25 protein-coding genes and 1 riboswitch are annotated in these 26,088 nt (G+C 68.5%); of the genes, 17 read left to right on the top strand and 8 right to left on the bottom strand.

The window, feature by feature from the left end; all coding sequences use genetic code 11:
• Positions 1-23: 23 nt before the first annotated feature.
• The 6 genes from ABIC50_RS07665 to ABIC50_RS07640 all read left to right on the top strand — a co-directional run bounded on the left by ABIC50_RS07665 (position 24) and on the right by ABIC50_RS07640 (position 6,428).
• Positions 24-737 (top strand): chemotaxis protein CheW, encoded by a 714-nt coding sequence (locus tag ABIC50_RS07665; RefSeq protein ID WP_354162778.1) that lies wholly within the window; start codon positions 24-26, stop codon positions 735-737.
• The gene (locus ABIC50_RS07660; protein ID WP_354162775.1) at positions 734-3,043 is read left to right on the top strand and encodes a hybrid sensor histidine kinase/response regulator; all 2,310 of its coding nucleotides are present in this window, start codon (positions 734-736) and stop codon (positions 3,041-3,043) included. The genes ABIC50_RS07665 and ABIC50_RS07660 overlap by 4 nt, the downstream gene beginning before the upstream one ends.
• Positions 3,040-4,059: a chemotaxis response regulator protein-glutamate methylesterase gene (locus ABIC50_RS07655; protein ID WP_354162772.1), complete on the top strand. Its 1,020-nt coding sequence runs from the start codon at positions 3,040-3,042 to the stop codon at positions 4,057-4,059. The genes ABIC50_RS07660 and ABIC50_RS07655 overlap by 4 nt, the downstream gene beginning before the upstream one ends.
• 59 nt (positions 4,060-4,118) lie before the next feature.
• Positions 4,119-4,222: riboswitch (Fluoride riboswitch) on the top strand.
• Positions 4,223-4,301: 79 nt separating this feature from the next.
• On the top strand, positions 4,302-5,543 hold the full coding sequence (locus ABIC50_RS07650; protein ID WP_354162769.1) for a voltage-gated chloride channel family protein: 1,242 nt from the start codon (positions 4,302-4,304) through the stop codon (positions 5,541-5,543).
• Between the two features lie 88 nt (positions 5,544-5,631).
• Positions 5,632-5,850, top strand: coding sequence for a hypothetical protein (locus tag ABIC50_RS07645; RefSeq protein WP_354162766.1), 219 nt, complete (start codon positions 5,632-5,634; stop codon positions 5,848-5,850).
• Positions 5,847-6,428 (top strand): hypothetical protein, encoded by a 582-nt coding sequence (locus ABIC50_RS07640; protein ID WP_354162764.1) that lies wholly within the window; start codon positions 5,847-5,849, stop codon positions 6,426-6,428. Before ABIC50_RS07645 ends, ABIC50_RS07640 begins: the two co-directional genes overlap by 4 nt.
• 18 nt (positions 6,429-6,446) lie before the next feature.
• On the opposite strand, the gene ABIC50_RS07635 is transcribed toward ABIC50_RS07640, so the two are convergent.
• Together ABIC50_RS07635 and ABIC50_RS07630 are read right to left on the bottom strand one after the other, a co-directional pair.
• Positions 6,447-7,160: a riboflavin synthase subunit alpha gene (locus ABIC50_RS07635; RefSeq protein WP_354162761.1), complete on the bottom strand. Its 714-nt coding sequence runs from the start codon at positions 7,158-7,160 to the stop codon at positions 6,447-6,449.
• Between the two features lie 220 nt (positions 7,161-7,380).
• Positions 7,381-9,243 carry an ABC transporter ATP-binding protein gene (locus tag ABIC50_RS07630; protein WP_126226725.1) on the bottom strand — a complete coding sequence of 621 codons (1,863 nt, stop codon included), beginning with the start codon at positions 9,241-9,243 and terminating at the stop codon, positions 7,381-7,383.
• 504 nt (positions 9,244-9,747) lie between these two features.
• Between ABIC50_RS07630 and ABIC50_RS07625 the strand changes: the two genes are divergently transcribed.
• On the top strand, positions 9,748-10,629 hold the full coding sequence (locus tag ABIC50_RS07625) for a Dyp-type peroxidase (protein WP_354162758.1): 882 nt from the start codon (positions 9,748-9,750) through the stop codon (positions 10,627-10,629).
• A gap of 142 nt (positions 10,630-10,771) precedes the next feature.
• Here the strand turns inward: ABIC50_RS07625 and ABIC50_RS07620 are convergent, their stop codons facing one another.
• Together ABIC50_RS07620 and ABIC50_RS07615 are read right to left on the bottom strand one after the other, a co-directional pair.
• A complete protein-coding gene (locus tag ABIC50_RS07620; protein WP_354162755.1) occupies positions 10,772-11,173 on the bottom strand; it encodes an OsmC family protein in 402 nt (133 codons plus the stop codon).
• Between the two features lie 118 nt (positions 11,174-11,291).
• Positions 11,292-12,212 (bottom strand): LysR family transcriptional regulator, encoded by a 921-nt coding sequence (locus tag ABIC50_RS07615; RefSeq protein ID WP_354162752.1) that lies wholly within the window; start codon positions 12,210-12,212, stop codon positions 11,292-11,294.
• Positions 12,213-12,631: 419 nt separating this feature from the next.
• Between ABIC50_RS07615 and ABIC50_RS07610 the strand changes: the two genes are divergently transcribed.
• The 5 genes from ABIC50_RS07610 (at position 12,632) to ABIC50_RS07590 (ending at position 17,912) form a co-directional block, all read left to right on the top strand.
• Positions 12,632-13,705 carry a helix-turn-helix domain-containing protein gene (locus ABIC50_RS07610; protein WP_354162749.1) on the top strand — a complete coding sequence of 358 codons (1,074 nt, stop codon included), beginning with the start codon at positions 12,632-12,634 and terminating at the stop codon, positions 13,703-13,705.
• The gene (locus ABIC50_RS07605) at positions 13,654-14,970 is read left to right on the top strand and encodes an Nramp family divalent metal transporter (RefSeq protein WP_354162746.1); all 1,317 of its coding nucleotides are present in this window, start codon (positions 13,654-13,656) and stop codon (positions 14,968-14,970) included. The genes ABIC50_RS07610 and ABIC50_RS07605 overlap by 52 nt, the downstream gene beginning before the upstream one ends.
• 81 nt (positions 14,971-15,051) lie before the next feature.
• Complete coding sequence (locus ABIC50_RS07600; protein WP_175677231.1) at positions 15,052-15,639, top strand: phosphatase PAP2 family protein; 588 nt, start codon at positions 15,052-15,054, stop codon at positions 15,637-15,639.
• A gap of 432 nt (positions 15,640-16,071) precedes the next feature.
• The gene (locus tag ABIC50_RS07595; protein WP_011660440.1) at positions 16,072-16,860 is read left to right on the top strand and encodes an SDR family oxidoreductase; all 789 of its coding nucleotides are present in this window, start codon (positions 16,072-16,074) and stop codon (positions 16,858-16,860) included.
• A 35-nt stretch (positions 16,861-16,895) separates the two neighbouring features.
• Positions 16,896-17,912, top strand: a complete 1,017-nt coding sequence (locus ABIC50_RS07590; RefSeq protein WP_354162743.1) for an NADP-dependent oxidoreductase — start codon at positions 16,896-16,898, stop codon at positions 17,910-17,912.
• A gap of 255 nt (positions 17,913-18,167) precedes the next feature.
• Here ABIC50_RS07590 and ABIC50_RS07585 read toward each other — a convergent pair whose 3' ends face one another.
• From ABIC50_RS07585 to ABIC50_RS07570, 4 genes are all read right to left on the bottom strand, one after another.
• Positions 18,168-19,220, bottom strand: coding sequence for an AI-2E family transporter (locus tag ABIC50_RS07585; RefSeq protein WP_105830088.1), 1,053 nt, complete (start codon positions 19,218-19,220; stop codon positions 18,168-18,170).
• A 225-nt stretch (positions 19,221-19,445) separates the two neighbouring features.
• Positions 19,446-20,030, bottom strand: a complete 585-nt coding sequence (locus tag ABIC50_RS07580) for a BPSL1445 family SYLF domain-containing lipoprotein (RefSeq protein ID WP_012365579.1) — start codon at positions 20,028-20,030, stop codon at positions 19,446-19,448.
• A gap of 70 nt (positions 20,031-20,100) precedes the next feature.
• Positions 20,101-20,490: an ElaB/YgaM/YqjD family protein gene (locus ABIC50_RS07575; RefSeq protein ID WP_011660445.1), complete on the bottom strand. Its 390-nt coding sequence runs from the start codon at positions 20,488-20,490 to the stop codon at positions 20,101-20,103.
• Between the two features lie 337 nt (positions 20,491-20,827).
• Entirely contained in the window at positions 20,828-22,630 is a 1,803-nt protein-coding gene (locus ABIC50_RS07570) for an ExeM/NucH family extracellular endonuclease (protein WP_354162741.1), read from the bottom strand.
• A 207-nt stretch (positions 22,631-22,837) separates the two neighbouring features.
• Here ABIC50_RS07570 and ABIC50_RS07565 point away from each other — a divergent pair, with 207 nt between their 5' ends.
• The 5 genes from ABIC50_RS07565 to ABIC50_RS07545 all read left to right on the top strand — a co-directional run bounded on the left by ABIC50_RS07565 (position 22,838) and on the right by ABIC50_RS07545 (position 26,087).
• On the top strand, positions 22,838-23,191 hold the full coding sequence (locus ABIC50_RS07565) for a YciI family protein (protein ID WP_011660447.1): 354 nt from the start codon (positions 22,838-22,840) through the stop codon (positions 23,189-23,191).
• A gap of 131 nt (positions 23,192-23,322) precedes the next feature.
• Positions 23,323-23,745: a YciI family protein gene (locus ABIC50_RS07560; RefSeq protein WP_011660448.1), complete on the top strand. Its 423-nt coding sequence runs from the start codon at positions 23,323-23,325 to the stop codon at positions 23,743-23,745.
• A 26-nt stretch (positions 23,746-23,771) separates the two neighbouring features.
• Positions 23,772-24,188, top strand: coding sequence for a VOC family protein (locus tag ABIC50_RS07555; RefSeq protein WP_175677227.1), 417 nt, complete (start codon positions 23,772-23,774; stop codon positions 24,186-24,188).
• Positions 24,185-25,453, top strand: coding sequence for an RNA polymerase sigma factor (locus tag ABIC50_RS07550; protein ID WP_269017448.1), 1,269 nt, complete (start codon positions 24,185-24,187; stop codon positions 25,451-25,453). The genes ABIC50_RS07555 and ABIC50_RS07550 overlap by 4 nt, the downstream gene beginning before the upstream one ends.
• A 211-nt stretch (positions 25,454-25,664) precedes the next feature.
• Positions 25,665-26,087, top strand: coding sequence for a rubrerythrin family protein (locus ABIC50_RS07545; RefSeq protein WP_011660451.1), 423 nt, complete (start codon positions 25,665-25,667; stop codon positions 26,085-26,087).
• Position 26,088: the final 1 nt, after the last annotated feature.

Genomic DNA, 26,088 nt, shown 5'->3' with positions numbered 1-26,088 from the left:
ACATCGGGATGACCGAGGAAAGAATGAACCGCGACGCCGTTGCCACTGACGACACGACGATCGGCGTCGACGATTGCTGGAACCGGATCGGCACGCGCGGCGACCGCTCGTGCGAGCGGCTGGCCGACTGCCTGCGCTGCCTGAACTGCCCGGTGTACGCGTATCACGCGGCGAAACTGCTTGAGCGCCCGCTCGGCGCGGCCGAGATGGCCGACGCCACGCGGCGGATCAGCGCGTTCGACGCGACCGGCGCGCACGGCGCCGACGATACGCGCCAGGCGGCGCTGGCGTTTCGCGTCGCCGACGAATGGCTCGCGCTGCCGATCGGCGTGCTGCGCGAGATCGCCGGCACGCGCCGGATCCATTCGCTGCCGTATCGCCGTCATTCGGCCGTGCGCGGCGTGGTCAACATTCGCGGCACGCTGCGCATCGCGATCTCGATCGGCGCGCTGCTCGGCCTCGAGGCGGGCAACGGCGGGAGCGGCGGCAGCAGCGGCGACGACGGCCGCTTCACACGACTGCTGGTCGCCGCGCACCAGGGCGAGCCCGTGGTGTTTCCGGTCGACGAAGTCGAGGGCGTGCTGTGCTTCGGCGCATCCGAATGGGTGCCCGTGCCGGCGACGGTCGGGCGCGCGAGCGCCGGCCTGTCGCGCGGCGTGCTGTCGTGGCGCGGCAAGTCGGTGGGCCTGCTCGACGACGATCGGCTGTTCGACGCCGTCACACGGAGCATGCGATGAGCGGCGATGACGATCTGAGCCACCTGTCGCTGCTCGAGCTGTATCGCGAGGAGACGCGCACGCAAACCCAGGCGCTGTCGGAACGCCTGCTCGCGCTCGAATCGGGCGAGCCCGATTCCGTCGCGCTCGAGGCGTGCATGCGCGCCGCGCACTCGCTGAAGGGCGCCGCGCGCATCGTCGGCGTGCCGCTCGGCGTCGAGATCGCGGGGCGGATGGAAGAATGCTTCGTCGCCGCGCAGGCCGGCACCATCGCACTGACGGCCACGCATGTCGACGTGCTGCTCGCCGGCGTCGACCTGCTGGTGCGCGTCGCCGATCCGCAGGCGCCGCCCGTATCGTCGGCGGAGATCGACGCGTTCGCGCTGGCGCTCACGGGCGCCGACGGCGCGCACGCGATGCCGGCACCGGCTTTCTCGCCGCCGCCGGCGCCGCCGTCCAGCGTGCCGTTTCGCGATCACGACGGCGCCGCGAACGAACCCGTGGGAGCCGGTGCCGCGGTGCCGCCGCTCGCCCTGTCGGCGGCCGTGCCTGATCCGGTCCCGGCGGGACGCGCGGCCGGCGCGGGCGCGATGCGCCGCGTGCGGGCCGATACGCTGAACCGGCTGCTGAGCCTGTCCGGCGAGTCGCTCGTCGAATCGCGCTGGCTCAAGCCGTTCGCGGAATCGATGCTGCGCGTGAAGCGCGCGCAGCGCGACGCGGCCCGCTCGCTCGATCTGTTGTACGAACGGTTCGCCGACGAACTCGATGCGGGCGTGCTCGCGTCGGTCAACGAAGTGCGGCACATGCTCAACGACGTGCAGCGTTCGCTCGCCGAGCGCATGGAAGAATTCGACCGCTTCGAGCGCCGCAGCACGCACATCGCCGAGCAACTGTACGACGAGGCGCTTCAATGCCGGATGCGCCCGTTCGGCGACGCGACGCGCGCGTATCCGCGCATCGTCCGCGATCTCGCGCGCTCGCTCGGCAAGCAGGTGCGCTTCTCGATCGTCGGCGAAGGCACGCAGGTCGACCGCGACATCCTCGACCTGCTCGACGCGCCGCTCGGCCACCTGCTGCGCAACGCGATCGATCACGGCGTCGACTCGCCCGATGCGCGTCGCGCGCGCGGCAAGCCGGCCGAGGCGAGCGTGACGCTCGAAGCGCGCCACAGCGCCGGCTCGCTGCTCGTCAGCGTGATCGACGACGGGCCGGGCGTCGACATGGACGCGCTGCGCGCGGCGGTCGTGCGCCAGCGCCTGACCGACGACGAGACGGCCGCGCGGCTGTCCGACCCGGAACTGCTCGAATTCCTGCTGCTGCCGGGCTTCTCGATGCGCGATGCGGTGACCGACGTGTCGGGGCGCGGCGTCGGCCTCGATGCGGTGCAGGAGATGGTGCGCGGCGTGCGCGGCGCGGTGCGCATCTTCAACGAGCCCGGCGCGGGCATGCGCTTCGTGCTGCAGCTGCCGCTCACGCTGTCGGTGATCCGCAGCCTGCTGGTCGAGGTCGGCGGCGAGCCGTACGCGTTCCCGCTCGCGCACGTGCGCCGCACGCTCGAACTGTCGCACGACGACATCGACGTGCTCGAAGGGCAGCCGCATTTTCCGTTCGACGGCCGGCGTGCGGGCCTCGTCGGCGCGCATCAGCTGCTCGATGCGGGCGAGCCCGCCGTCACGCGCACGAGCACGGCGGTCGTGGTCGTCGGCGGCGAGCCCGAGCTGTACGGCGTCGCCGTCGACCGCTTCCTCGGCGAACGGATGCTCGTCGTGCAGCCGCTCGACAGCCGCCTGCAGAAGATCCAGAACATCGCGGCCGGCGCGTTGCTCGAGAACGGCGATCCGGTGCTGATCGTCGATGTCGAGGACCTGATCCGCTCCGTCGACAAGCTCGTGCGCGGCGGCCAGCTCGCGAAACTCACGCGCGATCCGCAGCTCGCGCGGGCCGACCGGCGCCGCCGCGTGCTCGTCGTCGACGATTCGCTGACGGTGCGCGAGCTCGAACGCAAGCTGCTGGAAAAGCGCGGCTACGACGTGACCGTCGCGGTCGACGGGATGGACGGCTGGAACGCGGTGCGCAGCGATGCGTTCGACCTGGTCGTCACCGACGTCGACATGCCGCGCATGGACGGGATCGAGCTCGTCACGCTGATCCGGAGCGATCCGGCGCTCAAGCGGGTGCCCGTGATGATCGTGTCGTACAAGGATCGCGACGAGGATCGCCGGCGCGGGCTCGATGCCGGCGCCGACTACTATCTCGCGAAGAGCAGTTTCCACGACGAGGCGCTGCTCGATGCGGTGCACGACCTGATCGGCGGGGCACGCGGATGAACATCGGCATCGTCAACGATCTGCCGCTTGCCGTCGAGGCGCTGCGCCACGTGATCGCGCGGCGCAGCGATCACCGCGTGCTGTGGGTGGCCACCGACGGCGACGAGGCGGTGGATTTCTGCGTCGCGCATCCGCCCGACCTCGTGCTGATGGACCTCGTGATGCCGAAGCTCGACGGCGTGGCCGCGACGCGGCAGATCATGGCGCGCGCGCCGTGCGCGATCCTGATCGTGACCGCGAGCGTCAGCGCGAACACGTCGTCGGTCTACGAGGCGATGGGCGCCGGCGCGCTCGACGCGGTCGACACGCCGACGCTCGCGCTTGGCCTGCCGTCGGATGCCGCGCCGCAGCCGCTGCTCGCGAAGATCGACCAGATCGGCCGGCTGCTCGAAAGCCGGACCGCGACGCTCGTGCCGCCCGTGCCGGCGCCCGCGCGCGGCCAGCCGACGCTGATCGCGATCGGCGCGTCGGCGGGTGGCCCGACCGCGCTCACCGCGCTGCTGCGCGCGCTGCCGGCCGATTTTCCGGCCGCGCTCGTGATCGTGCAGCATGTCGACCAGGCGTTCGCGCTCGGCATGGCGGAGTGGCTCGACGGCTATACGCGGCTGCCCGTGCGCGTCGCGCGGCCGGGCAGCGTGCCGCAGGCGGGCGAGGTGCTGCTCGCGGCGTCGAACGACCACCTGTGCCTGTCGCCGCGCGGCGTGCTCGGCTATACGCGGCATCCGGCCGAGACGCCGTACCGGCCATCGATCGACGTGTTCTTCAACAGCGTCGCCGACGGCTGGCAGGGCGACGCGCTCGGCGTGCTGCTGACCGGCATGGGGCGCGACGGCGCGCTGGGGCTGAAGGCGATGCGCGCGAAGGGTTGCTACACGATCGCGCAGGACGAGGCGACGAGCGCCGTCTACGGGATGCCGAAGGCGGCCGCGGCGATCGGCGCGGCGTCCGCGATCCTGCCGCTCGACCGGATCGCGCCGCAGCTGATTTCGCGCGTGACGCGCGTGCCGCTCGACTGACGGTGCGCGGCGGCCCGGCCGGGCCGCGTTGCGTGCGATGTGCGGCGTCGCGTACAATCGCCGCCAGCGGAGATGGCATGCCTCCCTGCGGTCGATCCCGGCGCCTCGCGTGCGGTTCGGCCCTCAACCGCCGGTTTGCCCGGCTGATGATGCCTGCGTGTTCCTGGGTCGTCAGGAGGTCGCAGGCCGTCCATGCGGTATTCTGCCGCCCAGGTTTTGATGTCCTGTCGAATCTGGAAATCATGTTTTTCTCGACTTCTGCCGATTTTTTCGCGACCGTGCGCTACGTGTGCCGCTGGCTCGCGCTCTCGGCCTTGCTCGGCGCGCTGGCCGGCACGGCTTCCGCGTTGTTCCTGCTTGCGCTCGACTGGGCGACCGGCACGCGCGTCGCGCATCCGTGGCTGTTGTGGGGGCTGCCGGCCGCCGGCTTCGCGACCGGCTGGGTCTACCACCGGTTCGGCCAGTCGGTCGCGCGCGGCAACAACCTGCTGATCGACGAGATTCACGACCCGAAGGCGCTCGTGCCGAAGCGGATGGCGCCGCTCGTGCTCGTCGCGACTGTCGTCACGCACCTGTTCGGCGGCTCGGCCGGCCGCGAAGGGACGGCCGTGCAGATGGGCGGCGCGCTCGCCGATCGCATCACGCACCTGTTCCGGCTCGATCGCGAGCATCGGCGCGTGCTGCTGATGGGCGGCATCGCGGCCGGGTTCTCGTCGGTGTTCGGTACGCCGCTCGCGGGCGCCGTGTTCGGGCTCGAGGTGCTCGCGATCGGCCGCGTCCGGTACGACGCGCTGCTGACTTGCGTCGCGTCCGCGATCGTTGCGGATGTCGTGTGCCGCGCGTGGGGCGTGCATCACACCGTCTACGCGATTCCGTTCGTGCCGGCTGTCTCGGCGACGGGGCTGGCCGCGACGGTCGTCGCGGGTGTCGCGTTCGGCGTCGTCGGCCGGCTGTTCGCGTTCGCCACGCATGCGCTGACCGCGTGGTTCCGGCGCGTCGTCCGCCATGCGCCGCTGCAACCGGTGCTCGGCGGCGCGATCGTGGCCGTGGCGGCCACCGTGCTGAATGTGCCGCAGTATCTCGGTCTCGGGATTCCGACGATCGAGGCCGCGTTTCACGGGCCGCTGCCGGCTTACGATTTCGCGGGCAAGTTCGCGTTCACCGTCGTCACGCTCGCCTCGGGATTCAAGGGCGGCGAAGTGACGCCTCTGTTCTACATCGGCGCGACGCTCGGCAATGCGCTCGGGCAGGTGCTGGCGCTACCGGTGCCGGTGCTCGCGGGGCTCGGCTTCGTCGCGGTGTTCGCGGGGGCGGCCAACACGCCGATCGCGTCCACGATCATGGCGATCGAACTGTTCGGCGCGGATGTCGGCGTGTATGCGATCGTGGCCTGCGTGGTCGCCTATCTGTTTTCCGGGCACGCGGGGATTTATCGGTCGCAGCGGGTGGCGGTGGGGAAGGGCGCGCAGGTGGAGGTGGAGTGATGCGGGCGCGGAAGGCAGATTCGTCGCGGCTGCTGCGGGAGCGCGATGCATGTCCCGGCCGTATCTGAATGCGAATGAAGGCGACGAGATGCGCAAGATCCGCGATCGGTTCCCCGCGTTCATGCGCCTGAACTGCAAGCGGTTTGCGAGCGACGGCCCACCCGAACACGTGGCGGCCGACATCGAACGCTTTATCGTGGCGTCGATGCCATCGGGTGGACACGGTCCGTATCCGGGCGTGGTCGATCGCCCGACGCGCCCATGCGGTATCTGCGGCCCAAGAAGCGAGGAGAACGACATTCAATGACGCTGGAAGACTTTCTGATCGAAGCGCGGCGCCTCGCCAGGCCATCCCGTCAATACCGCTTCGCGGACGACGGCGAACCCGTCACCGGCTACTGGCACGGGGTCGACGCCGGCGCGTTGTGCATCTCCATCGAGCGTGACGGCATGTGGCTGAACGTGCATCTCGACGATAGCGGCGCGTCAGGCCACGTGGAAACTACTACGCAACCCGTCCGTTCAGACCGCCCGCTGTGCCGATCCGACGCGATGTCGCTGCCGCCGGTCGATGCAGTGTTCCGCTTAGGCTCAGCCGCGATCGGCGCCTACCTCGACGCGCATGGCTGGCAGCGCGACTGGGGATTCAACGACAACTTCAAGGGCACGGCCGCGCACGACTACGCGCGCGAGTGGATCGCGCAATGCCCGCTCTACACGGGCGGCGTGGTGGCCGTCGCGGGCGGGTGGAACATGCCGTGGCCCGACGACGGGGACGAGCCGGTCGATCTCGAACTCGTCCTCTGGACGTTCGAGGAGTCGGAACCGTGGGTCGAGGTGTTTTTCGACGGGAGCCGGTACTCGGTGATCCAGCGGATCACCTAGCACGCGGGTAATCACACGTTACTGCTTCGGCAGGCGCGCGACATTGCGCGCCAGCAGTTCCTCGATATCGATGCCTTTTTCCGCCAGCAGCGCGGTGACGACGCCGTTCAATTCGCCCAGCGTTTCCTTGACCGATTCCCGGATCGTATCCACGACGACCTGGGTGCTGCGCTCGATCTCGATATTGACCTTGTCGTTCATGCCCTTCGCATCGAACGTGGTCGCGCGGCGCGTTTCGGGAATCAGCCAGACTTCGAACCAGCCTTCGTCGCGATTGACGTCCGACACGGTCAGGCTGCAGCCGTTGATCGTGATATAGCCCTTCGCGAACACGTAGCGTCTGAAATCGGCCGGCACGCCGATGCGGATCATCCGGTTATGTTCGGAAGACGCGATGTGCAGGATGGTCCCCATGAAGTCGACGTGACCGGACAGCGGATGTCCGCCGATTTCCGCGCCGTCCTTCGCGGCCCGCTCGACGTTGACGCGGGCGCCGGTCGTCAGATCGGCCAGCGTGGTGATTCGCAGGCTCGGCAACATCACGTCGAAGTCGATCAGCACCGGCGAGTGGATGGTCGTGACCGTCAGGCAGACGCCGTCGACCGACACGCTCGCGCCGATCTCGATATCGTCGGTGAAGCGCTCGGGGAATTCGATGCTGAACGTTCTCAGTTCGCCGTAATCCTTGATGGCGCCGATGGTCGCCACGCCCTGAACAATGCCTGTAAACATGATCGATCCCTTGTCGCAAATTGGCTGGCCGACATGATAAGTGATCCCGGCGGCGAGCACGCCGCGGCGCACGGTTCGGCGCCGGCGGGCACGTGCGGTGGACGTAAAAAAGGCCGTGCGCGCGGCACGGCCTCGATCCGGATCTGCGCCGACCCGGCCCGGCGGCGATGACCGCGCCGCCGGGCCGGGCCGCATTGCGTCGCGTCGCGACGCGCTTGCGTCACACCTTCGCCGGCTCCCCTAGCGGCCCGGCATCGCGATCCGCGAGGCGCCGCGGCGAATCGGCGAGCCCTTTCGCCAGCTCCAGCGCCTGCCGCTCGAACAACCGGCGATACGTGCCGCCGTCGATGCGGATCAGCGCATCGTGGCTGCCTTCCTCGATCACCTTGCCGCGATCGAGCACGAGCAGCCGGTCGAGCGAGCGCACCGTCGACAGCCGGTGCGCGACGACGAGCGTCGTGCGGCCGACCATCAGCCGCTCCATCGCCTGCTGGATCAGCAGCTCGCTTTCGCTGTCGAGGCTCGACGTCGCTTCGTCGAGGATCAGGATCGGCGCATCCGCGAGGAACGCACGCGCGATCGCGACGCGCTGGCGTTCGCCGCCCGACAGCTTGATCCCGCGCTCGCCGACGAGCGTGTCATAGCCGTCCGGCAGCGCGACGATGAAGTCGTGCGCGCTGGCCAGACGCGCGGCGCGCTCGATCTCCGCGCGGCTCGCGTCGGGGCGCGCATACGCGATGTTCTCCGCCAGCGTGCGGTGGAACAGCACGGGCTCCTGCTGGACGATCGCGATCTGGCTGCGCAGCGAATCCTGCCGCACCTGCGCGATGTCCTGGCCGTCGATCGTGATGCGGCCGCCCGACACGTCGTACAGGCGCTGGATCAGCTTGATGAACGTCGTCTTGCCCGACCCGGAATGACCGACGAGGCCCACGCGCTCGCCGGGCGCGATGCGCATCGAGAAGTCGTCGTACAGCGGGACCGGATGATTGCCGTAGCGGAACGTCACGTGCTCGAAGCGGATCTCGCCTTGCCCGATCCGGATGGCCGGCGCGCCGGGACGATCGTCGATGCCGAGCGGCTGGCGCTCGAGCGCGACGAGCTCTTCCATGTCGTTGACCGAGCGCTGCAGGTTGCGGATATGCATGCCGACGTCGCGCAGGTAGCCCTGCAGCATGAAGAACATCGTCAGCGAGAACGCGATGTCGCCGACGCTCGCTTCGTCGTTCGCCCACAGCCGCAGCGCGACGCCGATCATCGCCGCCTGCATCGCGACGAGCATCGCACCCTGCAGGCCGCCGTTCAGCGTGCCGCGCACCCACGTGCGGCGCGTGCGCTGACGCCATTTGCCGATCACGCGCGCGAGCCGCGCTTCCTCGCGCGTTTCCGCGCCGAACGCCTTGACGACCGCGTTGCAGCTCACCGCGTCCGCGAGTGCGCCGCCCATGCGCGTGTCCCACATGTTGCCGAGCCGCGCGGCCGGCGCGACGATGCCGAGCGACACGGCGACCGTCACCGAGATGTACAGCAGCGAACCCGCGCCGACGACGAACCCCATCACCGGCCAGTGCGTGCCGAGCAGCACGGTCGCGCCGACGAGCATCGTGACCGACGGCAGCAGCGCGATCAACACCGTGTCGTTCAGCAGGTCGAGCGCCCAGATCCCGCGCGTGATCTTGCGCACGGTCGAGCCCGCGAAGCTGTTCGCGTGCCAGTCGGTCGAGAAGCGCTGCACGCGATGGAACGATGCTGCGGCGATCTCGCTCATCATCTTCAGCGTGAGCGTGATGATGTTCAGGTAGACGCCTTGCCGCAGCAGCGTCGCGGCGATGCCGAGCGCGGCCAGCGTGCCGAACGCGACGAGGGCCGAATGCCATGCGGCGGCGCGCTCGGTCAGGCCGGTCGACAGCGCATCGACGAGGCGCCCGGCGAACAGCGGTGTGAGCACGTCGGCGAGCGCACCGAGCAGCGCGAGTGTGGTGATCGTCGCGATGCGTACCGGCTGCTTGCGCCAGTAGCGGAAAGTGAAGCCGAAGACGGCCTGGAACGCCTGGCCGCCCAGATGGGTGGTTTTTCTGGTCATATATCGTTGCCCGGCGCATCGCGCGACGGGACTTTCCGGTTCGGAGAACGTCGAAAACGCAACAGCCGGGCCGCGCGAACGACGCGGGCGCAATGAAACGGGCTGTCGGGAAAGTGCGCGGGCCGGCGGGTCAGCGGAGAACCCGGGAGCCGGCGCGGACGACGGGCTGGATCAGCCGCGTCGCGAGACCACGTTCGGGAAGGCTGCTGGCATTCGGAACATCTGCACCTCCCTGAAGTGAACGATTGAAAGGGCGTCGAAAAGACGTGTAGGGAGTTTATCAGCAGTGCGGGACTCGCCGCAACGTCTGACGAATGCGGCGTTGCAGCGTCGATACGGTCGGCCCGTTAGTGTATGGGCCGTTTCGGCCCTTTTCCCCGCGCAGGTTCCGCGGGGCGCTGCCGCACGGCAAAAAGCCCGGCGCGCCGCATCGATTACACTTCGCGGTTGCGCGCCGGCCGCTGCGGCCCCGCGGATTCACCCCGAACCATTCCTGAGGAAACGATGAGCGACGTTCAGCAAGGCATCCTGGCTCCGATCGACACGGCGGCCCGATACCTCACTTTCACGATTTCGAACAACGCCAATGTGGCAGCGGCGCTGAGGGCGTTGCGCGAGCTCGTCGACGGGCGCGGCACGGTCGCCGGCTTCGGGCATGCGCTGGCCGCGCACCTCGGGCGCCCGGTTCCGGGCCTGACCGAATACCCGGCATTCGCGGTGAACGACCGCACGCTGCCGATCACGCCGGCCGACGTATGGGTCTGGCTGCGCGGCGACGATCGCGGCGATCTCGTGCTGCGCACGCGGGCGATCGAGCGGGCGCTGGCGCCGGCATTCGCGCTGCAGGACGCGGTCGACGGGTTCCGCTATTCGAACGATCGCGACCTGTCGGGTTACGAGGACGGCACCGAGAACCCGACCGGCGACGACGCGCTCGCCGCGGCGATCGTCACCGGGCAGGGCGCCGGGCTCGACGGCTCGAGCTTCGTCGCGGTTCAGCAATGGCTGCACGACTTCGACCAGATGGAGCGCATCGCGTCGGGCGACATGGACCACATCATCGGGCGCCGCCGCTCGGACAACGAGGAACTCGACGACGCACCCGAGTTCGCGCACGTGAAGCGCACCGCGCAGGAGAGCTTCGAGCCGGAGGCGTTCATGCTGCGCCGTTCGTCGCCGTGGTCCGATGCGCGTCGCGCCGGGCTCTACTTCGTCGCGTTCGGTTGTTCGTTCCGCGCGTTCGACGTGCAGATGCGCCGGATGAGCGGCGCGGATGACGGCATCGTCGACGGCCTGTTCCGCTTCACGCGGCCGCTGACGGGCGCGTATTTCTGGTGCCCGCCGGTGAAGGACGGCAAGCTGGACTTGTCCGCGCTCGGCCTTTAAGCGCCGGACGATATCCGCAAACGGGCGGGCCGCGCATCGTGCGCGGCCCGCCCGTTTTGTTTGTTGCGCGTCGATCGCGTGCGGCGCTGCGGTGCAAATCCCGTCCGACCCCGCCCAACCCGCACGCCCGGCATGGCGCGCGTCAGTTCAGCGTCGTTTCGATGCGCGTGCCGCGCTTGATGAACAGCGTCACCGGCGTCTTCTCGCAGATTCCCGCGAGACGCTGGCGCTGCGCGTCGTCGAGCGGACCCTCGAGCGTGACGGTGCGGCGCACGTATTGCTGGCCTTCGCGATCGGCATGCAGTTCAGTGTGCACGTCGATGCGCACGGCCGGCCACGTCTTGCGCTGCATGTACATGCGCAGCGTCGCGGCCGTGCATTGCGCGAGACCGGCGAGCACGAACTCGAACGGCGCCGGCCCGAGGCCCTGGCCGCCTTCGCGCGGCGCTTCGTCGCCGGTGAGCGCATGCGTGCCGGCCTGCAGCTGGACGACGTAGTCGGGCGCGTCGGCGGCGAGGGTGGCGGCAGCGTGGATGAGCGGCATGGCAAGTCTCCGGTAAGCGGGAAAGAGGGGGCCGCGACGATGCGCGGCGGACGAGCCGTCAGCATACCGTCCCGGCAAAAACCGCGGGCGCAGCGTGCTTCGACGACGCTCGACGGGATCAGACGGCGACGCCGGCCGTCCCGCGCACGAGCGCGGCGACGCGTTCGCGCACCCAATGATGCGCGCGGTCGGCCTCGCGCGATTCGTGCCAGTACGCGAGCAGAGGAAACGGTTTGAGCCGCAGCGGCAGTGGCTGCACGGCGACCGGCAGCAACGCCGCCATGCGCAGCGCATACGAGCGCGGCAGCGTCAGCAGCAGATCGCCCGCCGCCGCGATCTGGCACGCGGCGAAATAATGCTGGCACACGAGCTGGATGTGCCGGAAGCGTCCGTCGTTGCCGAGCAGCACGTCAAGCGATTGCGGTTCGCCGAGCGGCGACACCGCGATATGCCGCGCGGCGAAATAATCGGCGCGCCGCAGCGGGCCGTTCGTCAGCGGATGATCGTGCCGCATCGCGACGACGAGCGAATCGTCGAGCAGGTGTTCGGTCGCGATGCGCGGGCCGGTTTGCACGCGCCGATCGACGGCGAGATCGAGATTGCCCGACGCGAGTTCGCGTTCGATGTCGTGCACCGCGACGCGGCGGCTCACGAATCGCAGGCCGGGGGCTTCGTCGGCGAACGCGGCGACGATCTGCGGCAGCGCGATCGATTCGAGCACGTCGCGAATGCCGACCGCGATGCTCAGGTCGAGCGTCGCCGGGTTGAACGCCGATGGGTCGCGCGCGGTGCGCTGCAGTCCGGCGAGGTGAAGCTGCACGTCCGCGATGATCGCGCGCGTGCGCTCGGTCGGCACGACGCGGTTGCCCTGGCGGACGAACAGCGGGTCGTCGAAATGCGCGCGCAGCCGGTTGAGCGCATGCGTGACGGCCGGCTGCGTCAGGTGCAGAGCGCGGGCGGCCGCGCCGATGCCGCCGTTCACGTAGACGGCGTCGAGCACGCGGAACAGGTTCAGGTCGAGACGATGATCGGCGGGCACGGACGAAGTCGGCGTGGTGGACGTTGAGCGATTCTAATTGACACGCGGACAACGGAACGCATGTGGCATGCGCGCGTTCGTTCGCACCCGGCGTTGCCGCGAATATCGCGACGATCGGCAACGCAGCGCGTGCGCCTTTCATGCGTATTTCCGCGCGGCTATACCAGCGCTCGGCAACAGCCTGTAGTAATCCGCCATCATGCTGTCGCGGTCGGCCATTTCGCGCCAAATAGAGGACCCCTTCGGCTAAGATGCCGTCGCTTCATATTTTGAGATAGCCGTCCTGTCGCACGTGTCCAAACCAAATATAAGCCTGACAGTTCGACGGTAATACAAGAAGTCGAAACAGTCCGGGGGCTTGGTCAGTGGAAGCAGCAGATCAGAGATGGGTCGTTGTCTATTTGAGTACGGGGTTTTCCTTGGCCCAGGCCGCGCGTCTCGGCGAGGCCTTCAACCTGGCGAATCGCCTGCATGCGCTCAGTGCGGATTACCAGTTGAAGTACGTATCCGAAAGCGGGGGATTGCTGCAGTCATCGTCCGGCGTGCAGATCGCCGCCGATGCGCTCGGCGACGAGCACGGGCATCGTGCGCGCGCGTTCTTTCATCTTCACGGTGATCGCGCGTCGGTCAATTGGAGCGATGCGTTGCGCCGCCGCCTGACCGACATTCATCGGCATGCGCGCTGGATCGTCGATGCGATGGACCTGTCGACGCTCGCGGCGTCGCAGCGGCAGACGGACGCCGGTCAATCGCGAACGGATCGCACCCGCGGCGCGGCGGTCACGATCGAACCGCAGGGCGGCGAGGCCGACGTGTTCGCGGCCGTGCTCGACATGTTCCGCGCCGATCTCGGCGACAGCGCCGCGCAGGAGATCGCCAGCAACCTGATGCGGCCGGTCGAACAACGCTATACGCAGTCGATGTGGGCGTTTCGCGAGCTGAGCGCGAGCCCGTCGATCCGGATGTCGGCGCAGCGGTTGCGCGCGCAGAGCGCGAACCGCATTTCGATCGCGGAAGTCGCGCGGACGGCCGCGATGAGCGAGCGCAATTTCCTGCGGCGCTTCAAGAAGGAAATCGGCGTGACGCCGACCGAATTCGTGCAGCACGTGCGGCTCGAGCGCGCGTGCCACATGCTGATCCACACGACGCTGCCGGCCGACAAGGTCGCGCGGCGCACGGGCTTCGGCAGCGGCGAGCGTCTGGCGAAGCTGTTTCGCCAGCGTCTGCTCATGTCGCCGACCGAATTTCGCATCGCCGAGCGCGAGCGGATCCTGACGAACGGCGCCGGGGCGGCCGATCCGCAGTCCGACCCGCAGCCCGCGCCGCGGCCCGCGAAAACTGATGGCGAGCGGGCGAACCGGGGCGGGCGCGTCGAGCCGCGCGGGAAAACGGAGCGGAAGACCGTAAAATCACCGTGTCGCGATCACGATCCCCGGTTTCCATGCCCTTGCTCCCCACTACCGCTACCGCCCCCTTCTGCCCGTCGGAAGTAAAGGGCAGCATCACGATCGACGCCGGCGCGTCGCGCTGGATGAAGCTCAAGCGCTTCTTCGGCCCGGGCCTGCTGGTCGCGATCGGCTATATGGATCCCGGCAACTGGGCCACCGACATCCAGGCCGGCTCGCAATTCGGCTATTCGCTGCTGTGGGTCGTCGCGTTCTCGAGCGTCGCCGCGATCTTCCTGCAGATGCTCGCCGCGCGGCTCGGCCTCGTCGCGGGAAAGGATCTCGCGCAGGCCAGCTACGATCGTTACGGCCGCTTCGGCCGCGTCGTGCAGTGGGTGACGGCCGAGGTGTCGATCATCGCGTGCGACATCGCCGAAGTGCTCGGCTGCGCGCTCGCATTCAAGCTGCTGCTCGGCGTGCCGCTCGCGTGGGGGATCGTGCTGACCGCGCTCGACACGGTGATCGTGCTCGGGCTGCAAGGCACGGGCGTCCGGCAGATCGAGGCGATCGTGCTCGGGCTGATCGCGACGATGGCGTTCTGCTTCGTCGCGCAGGTCGCGATCACGCCGCCCGACTGGCATGCGGTCGCGAAGGGGCTCGTGCCGGGCAACCCCGGCCACGACAGCAAGGACGCGATCGTGCTCGCGCTCGGCATCATCGGCGCGACGATCATGCCGCACAACCTGTATCTGCATTCGTCGGTCGTACAGACGCGCCATGTCGTCGGCGGCGCGCGCGGGCTGATTCGCGACACGCTCGCGCTGGTGCGGATCGATACTTGCGTGTCGCTGTTCGTCGCGATGCTCGTCAACGCGGCGATCCTGATCGTCGCGGGCGCGGCGTTCCATGCGACCGGCCAGCACGACGTCACCGACATCGAACAGGCGTACCGGCTGATCACGCCGATCGCGGGCGGCGCGGCCGCGCTGCTGTTCGGCATCGCGCTGCTCGCGTCCGGCCAGAGCTCGACGCTGACCGGCACGATCGCGGGCCAGGTGATCATGGACGGCTTCCTGCACACGAAAATCCCGTGCTACCAGCGCCGGCTGATCACGCGCGGGCTCGCGCTGGTGCCCGCGCTGATCGGTGTGCTGTGGCTCGGCGAAGGGTCGGTCGGGCAACTGCTCGTGTGGAGCCAGGTGCTGCTGAGCCTGCAACTGCCGTTCGCGATGTGGCCGCTGATCCAGTCGGTCAGCGATCGCAAAACGATGGGCGAGCATGCGATCGGCCGCAAGATGCAGTTCGCCGCATGGGCACTGTTCGTCGTCATCACCGGCACGAACCTGCTGCTGATTACGGGTGTCGCCGGCTGATACAGGCTGTCACAGGCAGAAACAGGCGCGGCGCGCGCTTGCGTTAAACTGCCCCCTTTCGCTAGCGGTTCGATGTGTGTTATGTGGAGTGAAATCAGCAACCTTGGCGACGCCGCGCTGACCCTGCCGGTCGCGCTGACGTGCGCGGTCTGGCTCGCGCTGTCCAACTGGCGGCTCGCGGTGCGCTGGATCGTGCTGCTCGCGGCCGGCATGAGCCTGGTCGGGGCCACCAAGATTCTCTATGCGGGCTGCGGGGTCGAGATCCCGCAGTTCGATTTCCGCGTGATCAGCGGCCATACGATGCTGTCGACGTCCGTGTGGACCGTCGCGCTGTCGATGCTGTGGCAGGCGTTTCGTCCGGGCAAGGCGCCGGGCGTGGCGGCCGGTCTCGCCGTCGGCGCGGTGACGGCCGTCGCGCGCGTGTTCGACCATTCGCACACGATTCCCGAAGTCGTCGTCGGCTGGCTGCTCGGCGCGCTGGTCGCGCTCGTGTTCCTGCGCGCGTACGCCCACGCGCACAAGCGCTCGTCCTCGCCGCGCATCGCGGCCGTCTGCCTGCTGCTCGTGTCCGGCATCGCGTACGGCAATCGCGCACCGTTCCAGCAGATGATCGACACGCATTCCCCGCAAGTCTGCGCGTTCATGCGCGCATCCGGCGACGGGTTCTGACGGCGGGTGGTTTCGGGGCATCGATGCCTCGGTGCCGGATGCGGTCGTCGCTCCGGCGGCTGCCCGCGCGTTATTTCTTGTTTCACTCGTTCCCTGTCATCGATAAACGCCCCGCGTGCGGCCTTCGTCGCATCGGTATTCGCGGTAATCGGCCGCGCTGCGCCTGCGCCCGCGCGTTGCACCGGCTGCGGCTGCCAAGGCCATCAGCCGCATCTATGACTGGGCATTACGAATATTCATTTCATCGATCGGCGGCAATCGCGTACGCTGGCGTTCGTTCGATCGGGGCCTGCAGCGCGGCCTGCCCGATGGGTCCGGCGCGGTGCGGCCGGCTCGCTATACTCGCGCAAACCGCGCGGCCGTCGGCCGGCGCACGGCAACCGCCGTCGCGGCACCGGTCCGCCACGACGATTCACGATAGGAGCAGGTCCCATGACAGTCGTTTCCTCGCGCCTCGCAGGCAAGTGCGCGTACATCACGGGCGCCGCCGGCGGCCTCGGACGCGCGATCGCGCGCCGGATGGTCGAGCAGGGCGCGCGCGTGTTCCTGACCGACATCGCCGACGCGGCCGTGCTCGACGCCTTCGCGCACGAACTCAATGCGGGGCACGCGGCGCCTGTCGCGTTCGCGGCCACGCAGGACGTGCGCGACGAGGGACACTGGCAGGCGCTGCTCGCGCAGGCGAACGAAGCGATGGGCGGCTTGTCGGTGCTCGTCAACAATGCGGGCGTCGGGTCGATCGGCACGCCTGCGCAGATCGAGATCGACGAGTGGCGGCGCGTGATGGCGATCAACGTCGAGAGCATCGTGCTCGGCTGCAAGCATGCGCTGCCGTACCTCGGCGCGAGCCGGCCGGCGTCGATCATCAACATCTCGTCGGTGGCCGCGTTCAAGGTCGAGCCGGAATTCACCGCGTACAACGCGTCGAAGGCCGCGGTCGCATCGCTGACGAAGTCGGTCGCGATCGATTGCGCGCGCCGCGAGCTCGACGTGCGCTGCAACTCGATTCACCCGGCGTTCATTCGCACGGGGATCGTCGAGCCGCTGTTCCAGTCGCTCGGCGAACGCGATGCGACGCGCAAGCTCGCGCGCGGCATTCCGTTGCGCCGGCTCGGCGATCCGGACGACGTCGCGCATGCGGCCGTCTATCTGGCGTCGGACGAAAGCCGCTTCGTGACGGCCGCCGAACTCGTGATCGACGGCGGCATGTGCGCGGTCTGACGCGCAATCGATAACACCAACCGGAGGAGAACATCGTGTCGACACCCGTGAACCGCCAGCTGCTGCTGAAAACGCGCCCGGAAGGGCGGGTCGGCCGCGAACACTTTTCGCTCGTCGAAACGCCCGTGCCGGCGCTCGCCGACGGCGAAGTGCTCGTGCGCGTGCTGTATCTGTCGATGGATCCGACCAATCGCGTATGGATGAGCGACGTGCCGCAATACCTGCCGCCCGTCGCGATCGGCGAGGTGATGCGCGCGCTCGGCATCGGGCGCGTGGTCGCGTCGCGTCACGCGGGTTTCGCGGAAGGCGACCTCGTGCAGGGGCTCGTCGGCTGGCAGGACTATGCGGTCGTCGCGGCCGACCAGGCCGCGCAGCTCGTGAAGCTGCCCGCGCAGTCGGGCCTGCCGCTGCCGACGCTGCTCGGCGCGTGCGGGATGAGCGGCCTGACCGCGTACTACGGGCTGACCGACATCGCGCCGGTGCAGCCCGGCGAGACGCTCGTCGTGTCGGCGGCGGCCGGCTCGGTCGGCTCGATCGCCGGCCAGATCGGCAAGATCCACGGCGCACGGGTGGTCGGCATCGCGGGCGGCGCGGACAAGTGCCGCTACCTGACCGAGACGCTCGGCTTCGACGCGGCCGTCGACTACAAGGCCGACGATTTCCGTGAGCAGCTGAAGGCGGCGACGCCGGACGGCGTGCACGTGAACTTCGAGAACGTCGGCGGCGAAGTGATGCGCGCGGTGCTGTCGCGGATGGTGATCGGCGGGCACGTCGCGCTGTGCGGCGTGATCTCGAACTACAACAGCGGCCGCGCGGCGGACGACGTCGGCGTGCTGATCTCGAAGCGCATCACGATGCGCGGCTTCCTGATCCTCGACTACCGCAAGAGCCGCGAAGCGGTGCAGACGCTCGCCGGCTGGCTGCGCGACGGCCGTCTGAAGGCCGAGGAAACCGTGGCCGACGGGCTCGAAAACGCCCCCGACGTGCTCAATCGCCTGTTCGACGGCGACCATCGCGGCAAGCTCGTGCTGCGCGTCGATCCCGACGCGTGAGCGCCCGTGCGCATTGAGTTCGAACCGGCGGACATTGTTTTAGGACTTGTCCCATAGATCGTTTCGGTTGCTCTCCTTACAGTAATCGCCAGCAAACGGCGGCGTGACATGCGCGTCACGCCGCCGTTTTTATTGGCGTGGCGAGACGGGAGGGAAACATGCGAACGAAGGCAACGCACCGTGGCCGCGCCGGAAATGCAAACGGGCGCCGTGGCGCCCGTCGTGATCAGGATTCGTCATCCGTAACGCGCGGCGTCATTCCCCCTGTTCGGAGCGCGCGTAGATGTCCCAGCTTGCCATGAACAGCGCGGCGACCAGCGGCCCGATCACGAAGCCGTTGATCCCGAACAGCGCCATCCCGCCGAGCGTCGAGACCAGCACGACCCAGTCGGGCATCTTCGTGTCCTTGCCGACGAGGATCGGGCGCAGCAGGTTGTCGACGAGGCCGATCACGCCGACGCAGAACGCGACGAGGATCACGCATTTCCAGATCGCGCCGATCGCGAGGAAGTAGAGCGCGGCGGGTATCCACACGAGGCTCGCGCCGATCGCCGGCAGCAGCGACAGGAACGCCATCAGCGCGCCCCACAGCACGACGCCCTCGATTCCGAGGATCCAGAAGATCAGACCGCCGAGCGCGCCCTGCACGAGCGCGACCGCGATATTGCCTTTCACGGTTGCGCGCACAACGGTTGTGAACTTCGCGAGCAGCAGGTTCTTGTGCTCTTCGTCGAGCGGTATCGAGCGGCGCACGCGGCGGCCGATCTCGCCGCCGTCGCGCAGCAGGAAGAACAGCATGTAGAGCATCACGCCGAAGCTGACGACGAACTGGAAAGTGTTCTGGCCGATGCTGAGCGCCTGGGTGGCCGCGAACTGGCTGATCTGCGCGGCGCCGTCGGTCAGCTTCTTCTGGATGCCGGGGATGTTGGACAGCCCGTATTTCTGCAGCAGGTTCTGGATCGACGTCGGCAGCGCGTGAATGATGTCGTGGAAGTACCGCGAATAATTCGGCTGTGCGTCCTTCAGTTCCTGGTACACGTACGCGATTTCCTGTACGAGCGTCGCCGTGACGAACACGAGCGGCAGGATCACGATCAGGATGATCAGCGACATCGACACGAGCGCGGCGAGATTGCGCCGCTTGCCGAAACGCGCGGCGAGCCAGCGCTGCACCGGCTGGAACAGGATCGCGAGAATGGTGCCCCAGAAGACGGCGCCGGAGAACGGCGCGAGTATCCAGCACAGTCCGACGGTGACCGCGAACAGCAGGAAATAGAAGAATTTTTGGTGATCGTGTCCGCTATCCATGGATGGTTCGCGCATTGATGCCTGGTTTGATTGAATCTCGTCGCCTCGGGCGCGATCGGCTCGCGAACGTCACGGGTTCGCGGCGAAGCACGCTGCGGGCGGCCCGACCGGCAGTATGCCCGCAAAGGTGCCGCCATCATAGCCGCTGCGCGCGGCGCACGCGAAAACGCCGCGGGCGAAGCCGCGGCGTTGGCGGGAAGGGCGCGGCGGCGCCGCGCCGGATCGTCAGATGTGGAGCCGGGTGATCTTGGTGCCGTTCACCGACAGGTCGCCCATCAGGCCGGCATTGGTCAGCACCAGCACCTGGACCGGTGCGGTGGCCGTATTGGAATCGACCGCGCCGTTCGCGCCGACCTTCACGACCGCGACGGACGCGTCGGCGCCGGCCGACCAGCCTTCGGACTTGCGGAACGAGTCGAGCGCATCCTGCGTCATGAACAGGAACACGATCGCCTTCGATTGCGCGCCGGCCTGCAGGCCGACCGACAGCGACGACGTGTTGTAGTAGCCGACGGTATTGCCGCCGACGCGCAGTGCGCCGTTGCCGGACTGGCCGCCGACGATCAGGCCGGCCTGCAGCACGTTCGGGAACACGAGCACGCCGCGCGACTTCGCGACGAGCTCACGCGAGCCCGGCACCGTCGAATAGAGGCGCGACAGCGTTGCATTCACGCTCGCGTCGATCGACTGGCGTTTCGACGCGCTGGCTGCCGCGTTGTCGGGTTTGTCGGACGTCATGGTGCAACCGGCAAGGGCGAGACTGCCGACCATGACGGCGGTGGCGGCTTTCAGGGCGAGGGATTTCTGCATGGCGATTCTCCTTCGTTGTCGGGTTGAGGACGGACGGTCCGGGTGCGTGCAGCGGGGCGGCCGGCCCCGTTCAACGGCGGGAAGAAAGGAGCAGGCCGGCGACGAACGCGAGGCCCGCGACGACGCCCGCGGTCTGCCACGGGTTGTCATGCACGGCTTGCGACACGCGTTCGGCGGATTCGCGCAGCCGGGCGGCCGCGGTGCCCGACGCGTAGTCGAGCGTGCTGCGCGCTTCGTCGAGCCGCGCCTGCACCCGCTTGCGCAACGCGGCGATATCGCCGTCGCCATCGTTCTTCAGCAGGTCTTCCAGTTCGTCGACCAGCCCGCGCAGATCGTCGGTCACATCCGCATGCAGGTCGTGGGCCGCCGAGCGCGTCGTGCGTCCGACACGCCGGCCGGTGCGACGGATTTCGGACAGGCCGCGATCCAGCTTGTGTTCGATCGAGTCGGTGAGCGCCATGGTGTTTATCCTCCTTCGATTTGATTTACAGGCCAATTTGAAGATAAGACGAATCCCAGCAACCTGTGTGATTCAAATCAGCCAATTGAGTTTCGAGACAAATTTTCAATTCGTCGGCAAGATCCCTTGGAAGCCCCGCGAGTGGGGCCGGACAGCGGTTGAAAAAATTTCGAGATCGAGCGAAGCGACATAAAGAAAACCATTGCCGGGCGTGAAAAGCCCGGTAAATATGGCGTCGCCCGGCCTGTCAGGTAAATAGTGCCATTGCATGCGTTCTGTTGATGCAATTGCACTAATCGCCATGCTTTCGTGGAGCAGGGTTTGTGCCCGCCCTGCTTCAGGTGGCGCCTTCCTCCAGCGTAAGGTCGATGACGACGGGATCGTGATCCGACGAACGGTATGCATCGGGCGCGTAATAGGCGGCCTGTTGCGCCGGGGTTTTGTAATCGGGCACGGCTTGGAGTGCAATCGGTTCATCTGCATTGATGTGCCACGCATGGACGGCTTTCACGCGGGCGGCGAGTGGCGGCGTCGCGAGTGCGTGGTCGAGGTTGCCGGCTTCGCCGCGGAATACATACGTGTAGCCGGCATTGCCGGCGAAGCGGGCGACGAGGTTGGCGTAGCCGCGCGATTCGAGCGCGTGCAGCGGGTCTTCCTTCGCATAGCTGTTCAGATCGCCGATCAGCAGCACGCCGTCGGCCGCGGCGCCAGTCGGCGACGTCGCAAGCCAGCCGGCGACGCGCTCGGCCGCGCGCGTGCGCGTTGCGTTCCAGCAGCCCTGGCCGTCCGACTGGTCGAGATCCGGGCCGGTGGCGTGCGGGCAGTTCTTCGACTTCAGGTGATTGACCGCGACCGTGAACGCGCGGGTGCCGCCGACGCGACGGAACGTCTGCGCGAGCGGCGGGCGATTCCGGCCGTCGAGCGCGACGGTCGCGGCGTGCCCGACGGGCTCGATCATCCGGCTGTCATACAGCAGCGCGACCGCGATCGCATCGCGCCCGAGCCGTGCGGTGCCGGGGTCGACCGCGCGCCAGCCGCCGCCGAGCCGGGCCGCGAGCCGCTGCACGGCGCTCGCCGGGCCGTGGCCGTTGTTCGCGATTTCCATCAGGCCGATCACGTCGGCGCGCAGTGCACGCAGCGCGGCCACGAGCTTCGCTTCCTGCCGCGCGAAGGCGGCGGGGGTTTTCGCGCCACGGCCGGACGGATCGCCGAAGCCGCCGCCCGTGCCGTCGCCGTTGAAGTAGTTGAATACGTTGAACGACGCGACCCGCACGTCGGCTTGCGGATGCCGTGCCGGTGCATCGGCCCGCGGATTCGACGCGGCCTCGAAGGCGGGCGGCGAGGACGCGACGGGCTGCAGTCGCCACGTGCCGAAGCGCCGCTCGAGCACGCCTTCGATGCCGCGCACCGTGTAGCCCGCGCGCAGCGTGTTGGCGGCGCTGAGCGCAGGCGGCGGATAGCGGGCGGTTGCAGGGTTCACGCGGCTCGAACCGTCGTCGAGCACGATGCGGTTGCGTGCATTGGCCGCCGCGTGCGCAGCGGCTTCGGCCGGCGGCGCCACGTGAGTCGGCATGTACAGGCGGCCGTGGCTGAGCACGATGCTGCCGTAGCGGCCGAGTTCGTAAGTATCGCTGACCGTCAGCGTTTGCGGAAAGCGCACGCGCATGCCTTCATGCGCGGCGAATACGGCGTCACTATCGACCGGCAGCATCAGCGCGGCCGGCGTGACGCTCTGCCCGCGCGCGCAGACGGCCACGCGGCCTGACAGCGCGAGTTGCGTCCGGCCGTATTTCTGTTCGATCCTGCCGGTGACGTGCACGCGCTCGCCCGGCTGCACATGCGCATGCGGCGCATATACAAACAGGCCTTCCGGCACGCCCGGCCGGTGTCGCCGCTGCGCGTCCGCCTGCTGGACGAAGAATCCGCCGAAGCCATCGGGGCCGCCGAACGCCGCGGTGACGACTGCTTCGATCGACGTGGTGTGCCCGGCCAGCGGCGAGCGGCCTGCGGGATGCCGGATGTCGGCGATCGCGGTGGTGGCGCCGCCGCAGCCCGTGCTCACCGGCGGCGCGGCGGTGGCGGGCGGAACGGACAGGACGAGAAAGGCGGCAAGCGCGAGCGGTGACGGCAGGAGTGACATGGCGTGGCACACAGGAAGAAAATTCGAAGGTTCGGGATGCATCTTGACGGCAAAATCGCGTGCCGCGATCAAATTGGCCATCAGGCCAGTGCCGAATGGCCAACGATGACGGCAAGGCCGGCCGGGGCTGTTACGCTTCGCACCTGACGTGTCATTCCGGCCTGCGATCCGGGTGTTTCCGCGCACGGCCCCCAACAGGAGATTTCCATGTCCTACATGCTGTTGATTGTCGAACCGACCGGCCAGCGCGCCGAACGCACGCTCGAAGACGGGCAGGCGCTTTACGCGCGAATGGTCGATTTCGCCGAGACGCTGAAAGCGCGCGGCGTGCTGCGCGGCGTCGAGTCGCTGGAGCGCTCGGAACGCGCGACGCGGGTCGAGGTGCGCGACGGCGAGACGCGCCTCGTCGACGGCCCGTTCGCCGAGGCGAAGGAAATGGTCGGCGGCTTCTTCATCGTCGACGTCGACACGCGCGACGAAGCGATCGAGATCGCGCGCCAGTGCCCGGCGGCACAATGGTGCACGGTCGAAGTGCGCAAGGTCGGCCCGTGCTTCCTGTGACTGTGACGGCTGCGCCCTGGTGTTTACCCGCGCTCGTCGCGCGGCACGTCGATCCGGCAGCCTGTCGCCCGTCGTCCGGATAAGGCGCCGATGAACGGACGCCGCTTTCCACCGACGACAAGGAGTGAACGATGCGATTCATGATCATGATCCGGGCGAACGCCGTCAGCGAATCCGACGCATTGCCGGACAACCGGCTGGTCGAGGCGATGACGGTCTATCACGAGGAACTGGCCAAGGCCGGCGTGCTGCTCGATGCAAACGGCCTGCGGCCGAGCGCGCGCGGCTGGCGCGTGCGGTACACCGGCGGCAAGGGCACGGTGATCGACGGCCCGTTCGCGGAGACGAAGGAACTGATTGCCGGCTATACGCTGATCCAGGTGCGCTCGCGCGACGAGGCGCTCGAATGGACGCGCCGGTTCCCCGCGCCGTTCGGCGCGGAAATGGACTGCGAGATCGAGGTGCGTCCGCTGTTCGAGCTCGACGACCTGACGCCCAGCGACGCGGTCGAGCGGTTCCGCGAACTCCAGGTCGGACGCGGCCAGGCCGTCTGAATCCATCGTCGCCGGGAGCGAGCTTCATGCACAAAACGATCTTCATCAACCTGCCGGTGGCCGACCTGCCGCGCGCGACGGCGTTCTACGTCGCGCTCGGCTTCGAGGTCGTGCCGGCCTACACGACCGAGCAGGGCGCCTGCATCCGGATCAGCGACGCGATCTTCGTGATGCTGCTGGTACGGCCGTTCTTCCAGACCTTCACCGGCAAGACCATCGTCGAGCCGGCGACGCACGTGCAGGTACTGCCGTGCCTGTCGTGCGACAGCCGTGCCGAGGTCGACGCGGTGGTCGCGAAGGCGCGGGCGGCCGGCGGCGCCGTGCCGCGGCAGGCGCAGGAGTACCCGGGCATGTACAGCCACGATTTCGCCGATCCGGACGGCCACGAATGGGGGCTGGTATTCGTGGAGCAGGCCGCGGCCGGGCAGGAGCCGGCGTCGTGACGCTCGAGGCGACCCATCGTGCGATCGAGGCCGTCTGGCGAATCGAGGCGCCCAAGATCATTGCCCGCGCCGCACGCGTGGTGCGCGACGTCGGCGTGGCGGAGGAACTCGCGCAGGACACGCTCGTCGCGGCGCTCGAGCACTGGCCCGTCGACGGCGTGCCCGACAACCCGGCCGCGTGGCTGATGACGGCCGTGAAGCGGCGCGCGCTCGACCGGGTCCGGCAGGAGTCGCTGCATGCGGCGAAGCGCGATCAGCTCGGGCATGAAATGGACGCGCTCGAAGCGCACGTCGTGCCCGACATCGCGGAGGCGCTCGCCGACGCGAGCGACGACGACATCGGCGACGATCTGCTGCGGCTGATCTTCACGTCGTGCCATCCGGTGCTGTCGACCGATGCGCGCGTCGCGCTCACGCTCCGGCTGCTCGGCGGGCTGACCACGAGCGAGATCGCACGCGCGTTCCTGGCGCCCGAGCCGACGATCGCGCAGCGCATCGTGCGCGCGAAGCGCACGCTGGCGGCGGCGCACGTGCCGTTCGAGGTGCCGTCTGCCGCCGCGCGCCCCGCACGGCTCGCGTCGGTGCTCGAAGTGATCTACCTCGTGTTCAACGAAGGGCACGCGGCGACCGCCGGCGACGACTGGACGCGTCCGGCGTTGTGCGACGAGGCGCTGCGTCTGGGCCGCGTGCTGGCCGGGCTCGTGCCGGACGAAAGCGAAGTGCTCGGGCTGGTCGCGCTGATGGAGCTGCAGGCGTCGCGCATGCATGCGCGCACCGACGCGCAGGGGCGGCCGGTGCTGCTGCTCGACCAGGACCGCAGCCGCTGGGATCCGCTGCTGATCCGGCGCGGCCTCGCGGCGCTCGAGCGGGCGACCAAGCTCGGCGGCGTGCGCGGCCCGTACGCGCTGCAGGCCGCGCTGGCGGCGTGCCATGCACGCGCGCGGCACGCGTCGGACACGGACTGGGCGCAGATCGTCGCGCTGTACGACGCGCTCGCCGAAGTCGCGCCGTCGCCGGTCGTCGAGCTGAACCGCGCGGTGGCGGTGGGGATGGCGTTCGGGCCGGCCGCGGCGCTGGAAATCGTCGACGTGCTGCGCGACGATCCGGCGCTCGCGCGCTATCACTGGCTGCCGAGCGTGCGCGGCGACCTGCTCGCGAAACTCGGCCGCACGGACGAGGCGAAGGTCGAGTTCCGCCGCGCGGCGGAATTGACCCGCAACGAGCGCGAAAGGGAATTGCTGCTCAAGCGGGCGACGGACGCGTGACGCACGGCAAGCGCCGCCGGAGCGGGGGACCGAAACCGTCCCCAATTCCGTCGGCGCACTATCGCCCGGATTGAAAAAGCCTATTGGGTGATGCGATCGTGAGCGCCTAGATTAAAAGGCACGATGCGTGCGCCACACGCAAGCATCGTGCCCTACATACATCATCGGCCCGGCTTCGCACGCGGCTGCGCCGACTCGAACGGAGGCGCAAATGGCTCAACTCAAGGGCAGCAAAACCGAAGAGAACCTGAAGGCCGCATTCGCGGGCGAATCGCAAGCGAACCGGCGCTATCTGTATTTCGCTTCGAAGGCTGACGTCGAAGGCCAGAACGACATCGCCGCGCTGTTCCGCTCGACCGCCGAAGGCGAAACCGGCCATGCGCACGGCCACCTCGAATATCTCGAAGCAGTCGGCGATCCGGCGACGGGTTTGCCGTTCGGCTCGTCGCGGCTGAACCTCGAATCGGCGATCGCCGGCGAGACGCACGAATACACCGACATGTATCCGGGCATGGCGAAGGCGGCACGCGAAGAAGGCTTCGACGAAATCGCGAACTGGTTCGAGACGCTCGCGAAGGCCGAACGCAGCCACGCGAACCGCTATACGAAGGCGCTGGACGCACTCGTCGACTGAC

Origin of the sequence: Burkholderia sp. 567, assembly GCF_040545115.1 — a bacterium.
Lineage (GTDB): Bacteria > Pseudomonadota > Gammaproteobacteria > Burkholderiales > Burkholderiaceae > Burkholderia > Burkholderia ambifaria.
The sequence above is the reverse complement of the archived record's forward strand: the minus strand, read 5'-3'. Positions and strand labels throughout refer to the sequence as shown.